The following is a 15,951-nucleotide window of genomic DNA, read 5'->3' on the forward strand; positions in this document are numbered from 1 at the left end:
TTTCTAATATTGTCAATGGTTGAACAAAAAAACGGCTTCCTCTACCCTCACAGTAGAAAAAGCCGTTTTTTTTATTGATGAAATCTATAAAAATCTCTCCGTCAAGCGTCCACCGTCTATCGTTTGATAAACTTGCTACTAATCACTTCATCTCCCGCCTGAATCTTCACAACATACACACCCACAGGATAATCCATCACATCCAAGCGAATCATGTTCTGCATATTCGCAGAAGAAAGTTCATTCACACTCATGCGTTGTCCCGTCATTCCATACACTTCAATCGTTGCATCACCAGGAATCATCGTGAAGTTGATGGTCACAAAATCTTTGGCAGGAACAGGCAAGATGCTGTTGATGGTCAGTTCGGTAAGCGTTTCCTCAACATTTTCAGTAGTAGAGAATGGTGTAGAAATCGATTTACCAGGGCCATCGTCATTGCAGCCTGTCACCTGAATCACTGCATAAGAAGTATCACATTGACCGAAAGCATTGCAGCCAACGATGGTAATAATTTCTTGTCCTGCAAAAAGCGGCAAGGCTGTGTATTGAATACATCCATCGTCCAACATTTGTAAGCTACAACTGTAAGTCGTATTTGCAGAGGTAATCGTTATATTATCGCTATTAGGAAGTCCGCAAAATTCAGGACAAATGACCAAAGGTTGCAATGGTTCAGCACACAAGTACAAGGTGTCTTTGCAGGATTTACCTGTCACTTCAATCGTTACCGTAGCCTCATCACACGCACCATGGGAATCACAGATTTGGTAGGTAAACGAATCTTCACCCACATAACCAGGAAGCGGCGTGTATTCAAACAAGTTACCGTTCAATACCACAACACCCGAAGATGGTTCGGTAAAGGCAGTAATGGTGAAGGTATCGCCATCAGGGTCAGAATCATTGTCCATGACTGCAATGGCAATCGTATTGCCAAGTGGCGATACCGCACTGTCATCTACCGCAATCGGAGGATTGTTCACATCGCTACAATCGTTGGATACAGTGATGTAAACATAGCTCGTATCGCAAACCGTTCCGTCCAAGGTGCAAGCAATGATTTCTACGACATCGTTCCCTGCAAAGAGTGGCAAGGCTGTGTAGGTGATACATTGATCGGCTACTGAAATGCTACAATTGTAGGTCGTTTTGGCAGAAGTAATTTCGTATTCGCCGTCCAAACAGAAGTCAGGACAAATTTCGATAGGTGTAATCGGTTTCACACAGATATTGAAATCTTCCGTTTCGCAAGGATTATCGGGCAAGGTTACATCAATGGTCACAACTGCTGTATTACAAGAACCACATTCGTTGCAAATTTGATAGGTCAATTGATCCACACCTTCAAAACCTTCATTGGGTACATAATCAATGATACCGTTGGTGCTAATCGTTGCTGTACCATTTGCAGGATTGCTGGTGATGGCTGTTGTCCAACCATCGTAACACATATCGTAGTCGTTTGCCCACACATTGACGCTGATGCCATCGTAGCCAGAAGTAGTGTTGGTAACGCTGCCATTAAACATTGTTGAAGTAGGCGCAATGGAAGCGACATCGTTTACAGCATTTGGCGGCAAACAACCTACTGCAATCAAGAATACTTCTTGGTGGCAATCGGTCAAATCGTTTTCGTTGCAAATCGTAAGCGTCACAATTTCGTTTCCTTCAAAACCCGGTAGTGGCGTGTATTCCACACAATTGCTGGAAGAAGATTGGATGCTGCAATCGAAGAGTGTATGTGTGGCATCTGGCAACAGAATTTCACCTGCCTCCAAATTTACACACAATTCAATGGTTGTCAATTGTCCTGTACAGTATTCGGCTGGTGAACCACCACCGTCTATTGTAAATCCAAAGTCGGCATCCAAATAGATTTCACCCGATGCCAAATTGTAAGTGACAGTAATCGGTGTTGAAGGAATCAAGCCAACAGGTGCAGTCGTTTCGTCCACTATCACAGTGTATTCACCTTCTGGTAAATCTTCAAACAAATAGTAACCATCCAAGTTGGTAATCACAGTGCGAATCGGATGTCCACCAGCATCATAAATGGTAACGGTCACGCCTCCAATTCCAATCTCAAACGAATCCAAATCGCCATCTCCGTCAATATCAAACCATACCAAATCTCCAATTGCACCCAACAGTTCTTCTTCTGGCATGAACCCAAAGTCAGCTATCAAGTATTGGTCGCCTTCACCTAAGTTCACATTGAAGCTATTGACAGTCGTAATCGTTGTGCCTAATGGCCCTGCACCTACTGTCACCACATAATTCCCTGCTGGTAACTCGTCAAACAAGTAATATCCTGTTACATTGGTCGTCGTTGTGATGCTTGTACCATCGGGCAAGGTCAAAGTGACAGTTACACCTGCAATCCCTACTTCTGATGGATCTTTCACGCCATCACCATCGGTATCATACCAAACCAAATCTCCAATTGCACCCAATCCATCAGAAGGCTGATAACCAAAATCCAAGCCGTCAATGTGTTCGTTGTAGCCTAATTCCGTCACAAGAACGATTGGGGTCGTAATGGTTTCGCCATTTGGTCCTGTTGTTTCTGCTTGAACGCTGTAATTGCCAGAATTCAAGCCTACAAAAATGTATGTTCCATCAGGATTGGTAATCGTTGAAGCAATAACATTTCCGTTGCCGTCCAACAGTGTTACTTCAATGCCTCCCAAGATGTCTTCGTTAGCATCTTTCACACCATCACCGTCCAAATCCAACCATGTCAAACCGCCCAAACTGCTCACTCCATCAACTGGTTCGTAACCAAAATCAAGATTGCCTACATAATCACCAGAGAACAAAACAGTGGTCAATTCCATTGGAGTCGTAAGGGTTTCGCCATTTGGTCCAAATTCAGGAACCATCACCGTGTATTCGCCAGGAACCAATCCACTGAAAGTGTAATTTCCATCAGGGTCAGTAGTAGTTGTTGCGAAGATATTGCCGTCTGCATCCAAAAGTGTCACAGGAACGCCCTCAATACCTACTTCATTCAAATCCATTACACCATCTCCGTTCAAATCCAACCAAACTGTTCCACCTAATCCTGCAAGTTCAAACAAACCTGCATCCAAATCAGGATAGTCAATGCCTCCTTCTAAGGTAACAACGTCTGAAGTCAAGGTATTGTCGATATCGCTGTCATTGGTTTCATCACCACCTTCATTCTGCTCGGTCACTTGTAGTGTACCTGATATTTTGTCTATCACGATGTAGTAGCTGCCGTTCGCCAATCCACCAAACCAATAGAAGCCATTTTCGTCGGTCAAGGTGCTGTTTACCAACTCACCTGTGTTGGCATCGTAAATATTCACGATAATGTCCTGCAAGCCTGGCTCACCTTCGTCTTGAATACCATTGGCATTTTCATCCAACCAAACATAATCTCCTAAGCCATTCACTGGTGGAATCCAATATCCGAAGTCCAAATCAAGGTCTGATTCTCCTGACTCCAATGTAGTAGTCATCTGAATAAAGGTCGTTGGCTCCTCACCTGTTGGTAACAATGGTGGAACCAATGTGCTGTAAGTCCCTGGTGCCAAATTGTCAAACAAGTAGAACCCGTTTTCGTCTGTATCAATTGTAGCCAAGACATTGCCGTTTTCGCCCAACAATACTACCGTAACTCCTTCAATGCCTTGCTCACCAGCATCTTGAACACCATCGCCATTCATATCATTCCAAACAAAATCTCCCAACTGTACGGGTAAATAAATACCTGCGTCAATGGTGAAATTCTGCTCGCCTTCACCCAATGCAATCGTATCGCTTGTGCCGTTTTCATCTGCATTGCTGTCTGCTCTAAAGTCGGCTGTTGCAAATTGTGGAGAAGTTTGGTAGCCCGTTGGCAAATCAAACTGTACGTAGTAGTTGCCTGCTGCTAAGCCTGTGAATAAGTAATCTCCAAGCGTTCCAGTAGTAGTTGTTCCCATTGAAGCTCCTGTGTCTGCATTGAACAATTCAACTTCTACGCCTGCAATGCCTGTATCACCTGCATCCTGAACGCCATTGCCGTTTTGGTCAATCCAAACGAAATCTCCTATTGCACCCAATGGCTCGGCTATTGTTTGATAACCAAAGTCTAAGTCCAAATCACTTTCACCAGACAACAAGGTAGTTGTCATACTGCTGGCAGTCGTGATGGTTTCGCCATTAGGGCCTAAGATGGACACGCTAACGGTGTAAGTACCTGGTGCCAAGTTAGTGAATGAGTAGAAACCATTTTCGTCGGAAGTTGTGGTAGCGACTACTGCGCCATCTTCGTTGAACAAGGTCAGCGTTACGCCTCCCAATCCAACTTCATTGCCACCTTGTTGTCCATTTCCGTTTTCATCCAACCATACGTAATCTCCAATGGTAACAGGTGCGTAATAACCCGCATCTACATCTCTATTGAAGTCTCCTGCTGCCAAATCAACGGTGTGAGATTGTCCGTTTTGGTTGGCATCGCTATCTGCTGCTTCATTATCACCTTCGTTTGCAGAAGTTCTATCCAATCCGTTTGCATCGCCAAAGACTACATAATAGCTGCCGTCCAACAAACCATTGAAGGAATAAGCTCCGTCTTCGTCTGTTGAAGTTGTTGCCAATTGTTCGTCGGTATCTGCATTGTAAAGCGTTACTGTTACACCTTCAATGCCTCTTTCACCCGCATCTTGCAAGCCATTGCCATTGTCATCTAGCCATACAAAGTCTCCCAAACCGTTCAACAATGGTGTGTAACCAAAGTCATAAGTCAAGTTGGTTTCGCCAGAAGTCAATGTGTGGGTAATGGTTGTAGGCGTGCTTGGCGTTTCGCCATTGTTGCCGATTGCAGGAACGCTAACCGTGTAAGTGCCTGGAGGCAAGTTGTTGAAGGTATAGATTCCATTACCGTTGGTCGTAGTTGTTGCAACTACATTTCCATCAGCATCCAAAAGTGTTACGGTGATTCCACCCAAGCCGTTTTCTTCATCATCTTGTACTCCGTCACCATTCAAATCCAACCATACATAGTTGCCAATCGTAACAGGTGCATAATAGCCCGCATCGAAGGTCAAATCGCTTTCGCCACCTTCTAAGGTAACGCTTGCTGTTTGTCCATTCGTGCCTGCATCGCTGTCTGTTGCATCATTATCGCCTTCGTTTGCAGTTGTTCTATTGAAGTCTTCTACATCACCAAAGACCACAAAATAGTTGCCGTCAGGTAGGTTGTCGAACAAGTAGAAACCGCTTTCGTCCGTAGTTGATGAAGTAATTGATCCGTTGGTGTCCGCATTGAACAAGGTTACTTGTACACCTTCAATGCCTTCTTCACCAACGTCTTGAATTCCATTACCATTTTCATCCAACCATACGAAATCTCCTAAACTGTTCACCACTTCGCAAGGTGCAGGAGCTTCAAAGAAACTGTCTTCTGAGCAGAATTCGCCAATTGAAGCGGTGATATTGCCGAAGTTGCCGTTTGCAGGAACTAAGAATTCAAAGTCAATGCTACCGCTTCCATCTCCTGTTGACCATGTTTGGCTATTACTTCCAACGTTTACCACTACATTGTCGCCAAATACAGCATTTGTCCAATTAACAGTCACAGTTACCGTTGCTTTACTGCTACCTGTATTTTCATTGTAGAAACAATCGCTTACTTCTGATACTAATACTAATGTACAAGCAGGGAAGAAACCAGCATCAATCGTCAAATCGCTGTTGCCCAACGCCAAAGTAACGGTTTGTGACTGTCCATTTTCATCGGCATCGCTGTCTTTTGCATCGTTACCGCCTTCATTTGCAGGGCTTAATAAATATCCTTGTACTTCCCCAAACACGATGTAATACTCACCTGCGTCTAAGTCTTCAAACAAGTAGAAACCGTTTTCGTCGGTAGTCGTTGCATCAAGTGCTTGATTGTTTGTTGCATTGTAAAGTGTTACAGTAACTCCTTCAATGCCTTGCTCACCTTCGTCTTGAATACCATCTCTATCGACATCCAACCATACGAAATCACCTAAGTTTGTAACGAAATAGTATCCTGCGTCAATGGTCAAATCGTTGTCGCCACCTTCTAAGGTAACGGTGTGTGATTGTCCATTTTCGTCTGCATCACTGTCTTTCGCATCGTTTCCACCTTTGTCTGCTTCTGTTCTTTCCATACTGTCAATTCCTTCAAACACTACATAGTAGTTGCCATCAGGTAATTCAGTGAACAAGTAAAAACCATTTTCATCCGTTGAAGTAGTCGCCAATTCTTCGTCTGTGTCTGCATTGTAGAGCGTTACAGTGACTCCTTCAATACCTTCCTCATTGCCACCTTGTGTGCCATTTTTGTTTTCATCCAACCAAACGAAATCTCCCAAGCTGTTCAACAATGGCGCATAACCAAAGTCGAGTGTCAAATCTTGTTGACCTGCTGTAAGGGTAGTCGTTTGAGAAGTGCCAGTTGTTGGCGTTTCTCCATTTGGTCCATTTGCCGCTACAAATACAGTGTAAGTACCAGGCATCAAACCTTCAAAGCTATACAAGCCGTTTTCATCTGTTGTCGTTGTAGCAATTTCATCACCGTTTTCATCCAACAAAGTAACCGTCACGCCTTCTATGCCAGGCTCACCTTCATCTTGATTGCCGTCTTTGTCCAAATCCAGCCATACGAAATCTCCCAAACGTGCCAACGGTAAATAACCTGCATCTATACTTAGATTTTCTTCCCCACCACTTAATTTCACTGTATGAGACTTGCCGTTTTCATCGGCATCACTGTCGTTGCCGTCATTTCCGCCTGCATCTCTGTCGGTTCTCACCATATTTGCTACATCGCCAAACACTACATAGTAGTTGCCATCCAACAAGCCTGTGAACAAGTAATAACCGTCTTCATCTGTGGTTGTAATTGCCAATTCTTCATCCGTATTGGCATTATAAAGCGTTACCGTCACCCCTTCAATACCTTCTTCATTACCGCCTTGCGAACCATTGCCGTTTTCATCCAGCCAAACGAAATCTCCCAAGCTGTTCACAATCGCACCATATCCAAAGTCTAAAGTCAAATCTTCTTCGCCTGAAAGCAAAGTTGTTGTTTGGTGGTTGTCCGTAGTCAATTCTTCACCATCAGGACCAAAGTTCGGTACGCTCACAGTGTAAGTGCCTGGAGGCAAGTTGTCAAATCCGTAAATGCCATTTTCATCAGTCGTCGTTGAACTCACGATATTTCCATCTGCATCAAACAACTTCACAGGAATACCAGCAAGAGGTGTTTCGCCTTCATCAAAATCACCATCGCTGTTCAAATCCAACCACACAAAATCACCCAAGTTTACAGGCTCATAATACCCTGCATCGATGGTTTCATTGAATTCTCCAACACCCAATACGATGTCATCAGTTTGCCCAGTTGTTGTCTTTGCATCGCTGTCTTTTGTGTCATCGCCTTGATTTGCAGATGTAGCAATCAACCCATCAGGAGCAGTAAATACAACATAATAAGTGCCTGATTGAAGGTCGTCAAATAAGTAGAAACCGTTTTCATCAGTCGTTGTTTCCGCTACAAATGTGCCGTTTGCTTCATACAAGACTACTTTCACTCCTTCAATCCCTTCTTCAATCGCAACATCGTCTTGCACTCCATTGCCATTTACGTCCAGCCATACAAAATCCCCCAAAGAAGAACAGTCAGAAGCGGAGGTAATTGCTACTTGCTCTGTTGCAGAACAATTGTTTTCGTCTGTTACGGTCACTGTGTAGTTGCCCAAAATCAATCCGTCAATTGCCGCACCTGTTTCTCCATTCGACCAAACATAAGTCAATGAACCTGTACCTCCCGTTGCAGTCACCTCTGCCGTTCCATCATCGTCATTGCTACAATCCAAATGTGTTGCTGCAATACTCATTTCAATACCTTCTGGCTCGGTTACGGTTGCTGTTGCAGTTGTGCTGCAATTGTTTGCATCTGTTACAGTCACTGTGTAAGTGCCTGCGGTTAAGCCTGTAATTGCTGCTGTCGCATCACCGTTTGACCAAGCATAGCTGTAATCCGTTGTGCCACCTTGTGCTGTTGCAGTCAATTCGCCATTGTCATCACCAAAACAAGCCAATGCTGCATCTTCTACGCTTGCGGTCAATTCGCTTGGCTCGCTTACGGTTGCCGTTGCAGTTGTGCTGCAATTGTTGGCATCTGTTACAGTCACTGTGTAAGTGCCTGCGGTTAAGCCTGTAATTGCTGCCGTTGCATCGCCATTTGACCAAACATAGCTGTAATCCGTTGTGCCGCCATTTGCTACCACTGTCAATTCGCCATTGTCATCACCAAAACAAGCCAATGCCGTATCTTCTACGCTTGCGGTCAATTCGCTTGGCTCGGTTACTGTTGCTGTTGCAGTTGTGCTGCAATTGTTTGCATCTGTTACAGTCACCGTGTAAGTGCCTGCGGTTAAGCCTGTAATCGCTGCCGTTGCATCGCCGTTTGACCATACATAGCTGTAATCGGTTGTTCCGCCATTTGCTACGACTGTCAATTCACCATTGTCATCTCCAAAACAAGCCAACTCAGCATCTTCTGCGCTTGCAGTCAATTCGCTTGGCTCTGTTACGATTGCCGTTGCAGTTGTGCTGCAATTGTTTGCATCCGTTACAGTCACTGTGTAAGTACCTGCGGTTAAGCCTGTAATTGCTGCTGTCGCATCGCCGTTTGACCAAGCATAGCTGTAATCGGTTGTGCCGCCATTTGCAATTGCAGAAAGTTCGCCATTGTCATCGCCGAAACAGGCTAAATCGTGGTCGGAAACACTTGCGGTCAATTCGCTTGGCTCTGTTACGATTGCCGTTGCAGTTGTGCTGCAATTGTTTGCATCTGTTACAGTCACCGTGTAAGTGCCTGCGGTTAAGCCTGTAATCGCTGCCGTTGCATCGCCGTTTGACCATACATAGCTGTAATCGGTTGTTCCGCCATTTGCTACGACTGTCAATTCACCATTGTCATCTCCAAAACAAGCCAACTCAGCATCTTCTGCGCTTGCAGTCAATTCGCTTGGCTCTGTTACGATTGCCGTTGCAGTTGTGCTGCAATTGTTTGCATCCGTTACAGTCACTGTGTAAGTACCTGCGGTTAAGCCTGTAATTGCTGCTGTCGCATCGCCGTTTGACCAAGCATAGCTGTAATCGGTTGTGCCGCCATTTGCAATTGCAGAAAGTTCGCCATTGTCATCGCCGAAACAGGCTAAATCGTGGTCGGAAACACTTGCGGTCAATTCGCTTGGCTCGCTTACGGTTGCCGTTGCAGTTGTGCTGCAATTGTTTGCATCTGTTACAGTCACCGTGTAAGTGCCTGCGGTTAAGCCTGTAATCGCTGCCGTTGCATCGCCGTTTGACCATACATAGCTGTAATCGGTTGTTCCGCCATTTGCTACGACTGTCAATTCACCATTGTCATCTCCAAAACAAGCCAACTCAGCATCTTCTGCGCTTGCAGTCAATTCGCTTGGCTCTGTTACGATTGCCGTTGCAGTTGTGCTGCAATTGTTTGCATCCGTTACAGTCACTGTGTAAGTGCCTGCGGTTAAGCCTGTAATTGCTGCTGTTGCATCGCCATTTGACCAAACATAGCTGTAATCCGTTGTGCCACCTTGTGCTGTTGCAGTCAATTCGCCATTGTCATCTCCGAAACAGGCTAAATCGTGGTCGGAAACACTTGCGGTCAATTCGCTTGGCTCGCTTACGGTTGCCGTTGCAGTTGTGCTGCAATTGTTTGCATCTGTTACAGTCACTGTGTAAGTGCCTGCGGTTAAGCCTGTAATTGCTGCTGTCGCATCACCGTTTGACCAAGCATAGCTGTAATCGGTTGTGCCGCCATTTGCTACCACTGTCAATTCGCCATTGTCATCACCAAAACAAGCCAATGCTGTATCTTCTACGCTTGCGGTCAATTCGCTTGGCTCGGTTACTGTTGCCGTTGCAGTTGTGCTGCAATTGTTGGCATCTGTTACAGTCACTGTGTAAGTGCCTGCGGTTAAGCCTGTAATTGCTGCTGTTGCATCGCCATTTGACCAAACATAGCTGTAATCGGTTGTGCCGCCTTGTGCTGTTGCAGTCCGCCATTGTCATCACCAAAACAAGCCAATTCAGCATCTTCTACGCTTGCGGTCAATTCGCTTGGCTCGCTTACGGTTGCCGTTGCAGTTGTGCTGCAATTGTTTGCATCTGTTACAGTCACTGTGTAAGTGCCTGCGGTTAAGCCTGTAATTGCTGCTGTTGCATCGCCATTTGACCATACATAGCTGTAATCCGTTGTGCCACCTTGTGCTGTTGCAGTCAATTCGCCATTGTCATCACCAAAACAAGCCAATTCTGCATCTTCTGCGCTTGCGGTCAATTCGCTTGGCTCGCTTACGGTTGCCGTTGCAGTTGTGCTGCAATTGTTTGCATCTGTTACAGTCACTGTGTAAGTGCCTGCCGTTAAGCCTGTAATTGCTGCCGTTGCATCGCCATTTGACCAAACATAGCTGTAATCGGTTGTGCCACCTTGTGCTGTTGCAGTCAATTCGCCATTGTCATCACCAAAACAAGCCAATTCAGCATCTTCTACGCTTGCGGTCAATTCGCTTGGCTCGCTTACGGTTGCCGTTGCAGTTGTGCTGCAATTGTTGGCATCTGTTACAGTCACTGTGTAAGTGCCTGCGGTTAAGCCTGTAATTGCTGCTGTTGCATCGCCATTTGACCATACATAGCTGTAATCCGTTGTGCCACCTTGTGCTGTTGCAGTCAATTCGCCATTGTCATCACCAAAACAAGCCAATTCTGCATCTTCTACGCTTGCGGTCAATTCGCTTGGCTCTGTTACGGTTGCCGTTGCAGTTGTGCTGCAATTGTTTGCATCTGTTACAGTCACTGTGTAAGTGCCTGCGGTTAAGCCTGTAATTGCTGCTGTCGCATCACCGTTTGACCAAACATAGCTGTAATCCGTTGTGCCGCCTTGTGCTGTTGCAGTCAATTCGCCATTGTCATCTCCGAAACAAGCCAATGCTGCATCTTCTACGCTTGCGGTCAATTCGCTTGGCTCGCTTACGGTTGCCGTTGCAGTTGTGCTGCAATTGTTTGCATCTGTTACAGTCACTGTGTAAGTGCCTGCGGTTAAGCCTGTAATTGCTGCCGTTGCATCGCCATTTGACCATACATAGCTGTAATCCGTTGTGCCGCCATTTGCTACCACTGTCAATTCGCCATTGTCATCACCAAAACAAGCCAATGCTGCATCTTCTACGCTTGCGGTCAATTCGCTTGGCTCGGTAATTTCTGTACTCGCTGTAGCCGTTGCCCCATTATCATCGCTAACAGTTACAGTGTAAATACCTGCACTAACACTTGAAATACTGCTGCTACTGCTTCCATTTGACCAAACATAAGCATAGCTACCAACACCACCACTAACAGTAGTTGATGCGCTACCAGTATTCTCTCCATAACACAAAACATCTACATCTATTAAAGCAACTACTACTGCATCAGGTTCACCAATGGCAACTGCATCTATTTCTTGACAATTGTTTCCATCGGTAACAGTCACAGTATAAGCACCTACTGATAAATTGTCAATAGTTGCAGTGGTACTACCATTTGACCACAAATAGGTATAGAGAGGTGTTCCACCACCCACATTCGCACTTGCTGTACCATCACTGATTCCATTAATGGTTACATCCGTTCCAGAAGTAGTTAAAACCAAATCCGTAGGCTCGTTTATTGTTGCCTGTGCCGTGCTGCTTGCACCATTCTTATCTGTAACTGTAACAGTATAAGTACCTGCCGCAACATTTGAAATGCTCTTATTAATGATACCGTTAGACCAATTATAAGTGTAAGGAATAACACCACCACTTACCAAAGTAGTTACAGTTCCTGTATTATCACCAAAACACAATACATCTACAACACTTGCTCCTATTTGCAATTGGTCGGGTTCGCTTACGGTGGCTTCGGCCGTGTCGGTGCAGTTGTGGGCATCGGTGTAGTTTGGAGTGCCGCCTGTTGCGCTGACTCCTACTGTGCCGTCGTTGCCGCCGTTGATGTTTGACCAAAGGTATTCGTTGCCGCCTACACCGCCTGTGCTGCTGCTGGTGATTTCGCCTGTGTTTTCACCAAAACACAAGATGTCGACTCCTACTAAATTGATGGTCAATTGGTCGGGTTCGCTTACCGTGGCTTCGGCCGTGTCGGTGCAGTTGTGGGCATCGGTCACGGTGACGGTGTAAATGCCTGCGGTTAAGCCTGTTATAGTGGCAGCGTTCGACCATTGTACTGTGCCGTCGTTGCCGCCGTTGATGCTGACGGGGCTGTTTGAAGTAGTAAGAACGATGTCGCTTGGTTCGCTTAGGGTGATTTCATCCGTGGCGGTTGCGCCGTTGTCGTCTGTTACCGTTACCGTGAGTGCCGCCTGTTGCGCTGACTCCTGCTGGTGATTTCGCCTGTGTTTTCACCAAAGCACAAGATGACTCACAGTTTGCCGTCGTTGCTGTTGATTAAGTTCCTGTATTAGGGTGATTTCATCCGTGGCGGTTGCGCCGTTGTCGTCTGTTACCGTTACCAGTGCCTGCTGTCAAGGTGTTTATTGAAGCGGTTGTTGCACCGTTTGACCAAAGGTATTCGTTGCCGCCTACGCCGCCTGTGCTGCTGCTGGTGATTTCGCCTGTGTTTTCACCGAAACACAAGATGTCGACTTACTAAATTGATGGTCAATTGGTCGGGTTCGCTTACGGTGGCTTCGGCCGTGTCGGTGCAGTTGTGGGCATCGGTCACGGTGACGGTGTAAATGCCTGCGGTTAAGCCTGTTATAGTGGCACCTGTGCTTATGCCGCGTTCGACCATTCATAGGTGTAGTTTGGAGTGCCGCCTGTTGCGCTGACTCCTACTGTGCCGTCGTTGCCGCCGTTGATGCTGACGGGGGTGTTGGAGGTGCTTAATGTAATGTCGCTTGGTTGGCTTAGGGTGATTTCATCCGTGGCGGTTGCGCCGTTGTCGTCTGTTACCGTTACCGTGTAAGTGCCTGCTGTCAAGGTGTTTATTGAAGCGGTTGTGCACCGTTTGACCAAAGGTATTCGTTGCCGCCTACACCGCCTGTGCTGCTGCTGGTGATTTCGCCTGTGTTTTCACCGAAGCACAAGATGTCGACTCCTACTAAATTGATGGTCAATTGGTCGGGTTCGCTTACCGTGGCTTCGGCCGTGTCGGTGCAGTTGTGGGCATCGGTCACGGTGACGGTGTAAATGCCTGCGGTTAAGCCTGTTATAGTGGGCCTGCGTTCGACCATTCATAGGTGTAGTTTGAGTGCCGCGTTGCGCTGACCTATGTGCCGTCGTTAGTTGATGCTGACTGGGCTGTTTGAAGTAGTAAGAACGATGTCGCTTGGTTCGGTTAGGGTGATTTCATCCGTGGCGGTTGCGCCGTTGTCGTCTTTACGTCGTTGCCGTAAGTGCGTAAATCGCTTATGTTTGAAGTTGTTGCAGACCGTTTGCCGTTGATACGCCGCCTGTGCTGCTGCTGGTGATTTCGCCTGTGTTTTCACCGAAGCACAAGATGTCGACTCCTACTAAAATGGTCAATTGGTCGGGTTCGCTTGGTTCGCTTGCAGTTGGTGTCATTTAAATGCCTGCGGTTCCGTGGCGGTTGCGCATTCATAGGTGTAGTTTCGTGCCGCCTGTTGTTACTGTGCCGTTACCGTTGATGCTTACTGGGCTGTTTGAAGTGCCGATGTGCTTGGTTCGCTTAGGTGATTTCAATCGTTTACCGTTGTTTAAGTTGTTTATTGAAGCGGTTGTTAAGCCTGTTATAGTGGCACCTATGTTTGACCAAAGGTATTCGTTGCCGCCTACACCGCCTGTGCTGCTGCTGGTGATTTCGCCTGTGTTTTCACCGAAACACAAGATGTCGACTCCTACTAAATTGATGGTCAATTGGTCGGGTTCGCTTACCGTGGCTTCGTGTCGGTGCAGTTGTGGGCATCGGTCACGGTGACGGTGTAAATGCCTGCGGTTAAGCCTGTTATAGTGGCATCGATGCGTCTGCGTTCGACCATTCATAGGTGTAGTTTGGAGTGCCGCCTGTTGCGCTGACTCCTACTGTGCCGTCGTTGCCGCCGTTGATGCTGACTGGGCTGTTTGAAGTAGTAAGAACGATGTCGCTTGGTTCGCTTAGGGTGATTTCATCCGTGGCGGTTGCGCCGTTGTCGTCTGTTACCGTTACCGTGTAAGTGCCTGCAATTAAATCGCTTATGTTTGAAGTTGTGCACCGTTTGACCAAAGGTATTCGTTGCCGCCTACACCGCCTGTGCTGCTGCTGGTGATTTCGCCTGTGTTTTCACCAAAGCACAAGATGTCGACTCCTACTAAATTGATGGTCAATTGGTCGGGTTCGCTTACCGTGGCTTCGGCCGTGTCGGTGCAGTTGTGGGCATCGGTCACGGTGACGGTGTAAATGCCTGCGGTTAAGCCTGTTATAGTGGCATCGGTCCTGCGTTCGACCATTCATAGGTGTAGTTTGGGGTGCCGCCTGTTGCGCTGACTCCTACTGTGCCGTCGTTGCCGCCGTTGATGCTGACGGGGCTGTTTGAAGTAGTAAGAACGATGTCGCTTGGTTCGCTTAGGGTGATTTCATCCGTGGCGGTTGCGCCGTTGTCGTCTGTTACCGTTACCGTGTAAGTGCCTGCTGTCAAGGTGTTTATTGAAGCGGTTGTGCAGCACCGTTTGACCAAAGGTATTCGTTGCCGCCTACACCGCCTGTGCTGCTGCTGGTGATTTCGCCTGTGTTTTCACCGAAGCACAAGATGTCGACTCCTACTAAATTGATGGTCAATTGGTCGGGTTCGCTTACCGTGGCTTCGGCCGTGTCGGTGCAGTTGTGGGCATCGGTCACGGTGACGGTGTAAATGCCTGCCGTTAAGCCTGTTATAGTGGCGCTGCGTTCGACCATTCATAGGTGTAGTTCGGAGTGCCGCCTGTTGCGCTGACTCCTACTGTGCCGTCGTTGCCGCCGTTGATGCTGACTGGGCTGTTTGAGGTGCTTAAGAACGATGTCGCTTGGTTCGCTTAGGGTGATTTCATCCGTGGCGGTTGCGCCGTTGTCGTCTGTTACCGTTACCGTGTAAGTGCCTGCAATTAAATCGCTTATGTTTGAAGTTGTGACCGTTTGACCAAAGGTATTCGTTGCCGCCTACACCGCCTGTGCTGCTGCTGGTGATTTCGCCTGTGTTTTCACCAAAACACAAGATGTCGACTCCTACTAAATTGATGGTCAATTGGTCGGGTTCGCTTACCGTGGCTTCGGCCGTGTCGGTGCAGTTGTGGGCATCGGTCACGGTGACGGTGTAAATGCCTGCGGTTAAGCCTGTTATAGTGGCATCGGTGCCTGCATCGGACCATTCATAGGTGTAGTTCGGAGTGCCGCCTGTTGCGCTGACTCCTACTGTGCCGTCGTTGCCGCTGTTGATGCTGACGGGGGTGTTGGAGGTGCTTAATGTAATGTCGCTTGGTTGGCTTAGGGTGATTTCATCCGTGGCGGTTGCACCGTTGTCGTCTGTTACCGTTACCGTGTAAGTGCCTGCTGTCAAGGTGTTTATTGAAGCGGTTGTGCACACCGTTTGACCAAAGGTATTCGTTGCCGCCTACGCCGCCTGTGCTGCTGCTGGTGATTTCGCCTGTGTTTTCACCGAAACACAAGATGTCGACTCCTACTAAATTGATGGTCAATTGGTCGGGTTCGCTTACGGTGGCTTCGGCCGTGTCGGTGCAGTTGTGGGCATCGGTCACGGTGACGGTGTAAATGCCTGCGGTTAAGCCTGTTATAGTGGCATCTATGCCTGCGTTCGACCATTCATAGGTGTAGTTCGTAGTGCCGCCTGTTGCGCTGACTCCTACTGTGCCGTCGTTGCCGCCGTTGATGCTGACGGGGCTGTTGAAGGTGCTTAATGAACGATGT

14 protein-coding genes are annotated in these 15,951 nt (G+C 47.2%); all 14 read right to left on the reverse strand.

Annotated features, from left to right (window positions below):
* Window positions 1-116: 116 nt before the first annotated feature.
* The gene (locus tag R3E32_05570) at window positions 117-9,977 is read right to left on the reverse strand and encodes an SdrD B-like domain-containing protein (protein MEZ4884190.1); all 9,861 of its coding nucleotides are present in this window, start codon (window positions 9,975-9,977) and stop codon (window positions 117-119) included.
* A 17-nt stretch (window positions 9,978-9,994) separates the two neighbouring features.
* On the reverse strand, window positions 9,995-12,220 hold the full coding sequence (locus R3E32_05575; protein ID MEZ4884191.1) for a hypothetical protein: 2,226 nt from the start codon (window positions 12,218-12,220) through the stop codon (window positions 9,995-9,997).
* Window positions 12,221-12,524: 304 nt separating this feature from the next.
* Window positions 12,525-12,689, reverse strand: a complete 165-nt coding sequence (locus R3E32_05580; GenBank protein ID MEZ4884192.1) for a hypothetical protein — start codon at window positions 12,687-12,689, stop codon at window positions 12,525-12,527.
* The gene (locus R3E32_05585; protein ID MEZ4884193.1) at window positions 12,676-12,846 is read right to left on the reverse strand and encodes a hypothetical protein; all 171 of its coding nucleotides are present in this window, start codon (window positions 12,844-12,846) and stop codon (window positions 12,676-12,678) included. Before R3E32_05585 ends, R3E32_05580 begins: the two co-directional genes overlap by 14 nt.
* Window positions 12,828-13,034 (reverse strand): SprB repeat-containing protein, encoded by a 207-nt coding sequence (locus R3E32_05590; protein ID MEZ4884194.1) that lies wholly within the window; start codon window positions 13,032-13,034, stop codon window positions 12,828-12,830. Before R3E32_05590 ends, R3E32_05585 begins: the two co-directional genes overlap by 19 nt.
* A 5-nt stretch (window positions 13,035-13,039) precedes the next feature.
* The gene (locus tag R3E32_05595) at window positions 13,040-13,288 is read right to left on the reverse strand and encodes a SprB repeat-containing protein (GenBank protein MEZ4884195.1); all 249 of its coding nucleotides are present in this window, start codon (window positions 13,286-13,288) and stop codon (window positions 13,040-13,042) included.
* A gap of 48 nt (window positions 13,289-13,336) precedes the next feature.
* Entirely contained in the window at window positions 13,337-13,543 is a 207-nt protein-coding gene (locus R3E32_05600; GenBank protein MEZ4884196.1) for a hypothetical protein, read from the reverse strand.
* Window positions 13,544-13,652: 109 nt separating this feature from the next.
* The gene (locus R3E32_05605; GenBank protein MEZ4884197.1) at window positions 13,653-14,057 is read right to left on the reverse strand and encodes a SprB repeat-containing protein; all 405 of its coding nucleotides are present in this window, start codon (window positions 14,055-14,057) and stop codon (window positions 13,653-13,655) included.
* Window positions 14,020-14,277, reverse strand: coding sequence for a SprB repeat-containing protein (locus tag R3E32_05610; protein ID MEZ4884198.1), 258 nt, complete (start codon window positions 14,275-14,277; stop codon window positions 14,020-14,022). The genes R3E32_05605 and R3E32_05610 overlap by 38 nt, the downstream gene beginning before the upstream one ends.
* Window positions 14,247-14,501, reverse strand: a complete 255-nt coding sequence (locus tag R3E32_05615) for a SprB repeat-containing protein (protein ID MEZ4884199.1) — start codon at window positions 14,499-14,501, stop codon at window positions 14,247-14,249. Before R3E32_05615 ends, R3E32_05610 begins: the two co-directional genes overlap by 31 nt.
* Complete coding sequence (locus tag R3E32_05620) at window positions 14,471-14,689, reverse strand: SprB repeat-containing protein (protein ID MEZ4884200.1); 219 nt, start codon at window positions 14,687-14,689, stop codon at window positions 14,471-14,473. Before R3E32_05620 ends, R3E32_05615 begins: the two co-directional genes overlap by 31 nt.
* Window positions 14,690-14,694: 5 nt before the next feature.
* The gene (locus tag R3E32_05625; protein ID MEZ4884201.1) at window positions 14,695-14,946 is read right to left on the reverse strand and encodes a SprB repeat-containing protein; all 252 of its coding nucleotides are present in this window, start codon (window positions 14,944-14,946) and stop codon (window positions 14,695-14,697) included.
* A 127-nt stretch (window positions 14,947-15,073) separates the two neighbouring features.
* The gene (locus tag R3E32_05630) at window positions 15,074-15,583 is read right to left on the reverse strand and encodes a hypothetical protein (protein ID MEZ4884202.1); all 510 of its coding nucleotides are present in this window, start codon (window positions 15,581-15,583) and stop codon (window positions 15,074-15,076) included.
* Window positions 15,522-15,782, reverse strand: coding sequence for a SprB repeat-containing protein (locus R3E32_05635; protein ID MEZ4884203.1), 261 nt, complete (start codon window positions 15,780-15,782; stop codon window positions 15,522-15,524). The genes R3E32_05630 and R3E32_05635 overlap by 62 nt, the downstream gene beginning before the upstream one ends.
* Between the last annotated feature and the right edge of the window lie 169 nt (window positions 15,783-15,951).

The organism is Chitinophagales bacterium (assembly GCA_041392475.1).
Taxonomy (GTDB): Bacteria; Bacteroidota; Bacteroidia; order Chitinophagales; family UBA2359; genus JAUHXA01.

Excerpts from the sequence above, each read along its gene's own strand:
- R3E32_05585 (MEZ4884193.1), bottom strand. The coding sequence starts at position 12,846 with ATGGTCGAACGCGGCATAAGCACAGGTGCCACTATAACAGGCTTAACC.
- R3E32_05595 (MEZ4884195.1), bottom strand. The coding sequence starts at position 13,288 with ATGGTCGAACGCAGGCCCACTATAACAGGCTTAACCGCAGGCATTTAC.
- R3E32_05605 (MEZ4884197.1), bottom strand. The coding sequence starts at position 14,057 with ATGAATGGTCGAACGCAGACGCATCGATGCCACTATAACAGGCTTAAC.
- R3E32_05615 (MEZ4884199.1), bottom strand. The coding sequence starts at position 14,501 with ATGGTCGAACGCAGGACCGATGCCACTATAACAGGCTTAACCGCAGGC.
- R3E32_05625 (MEZ4884201.1), bottom strand. The coding sequence starts at position 14,946 with ATGGTCGAACGCAGCGCCACTATAACAGGCTTAACGGCAGGCATTTAC.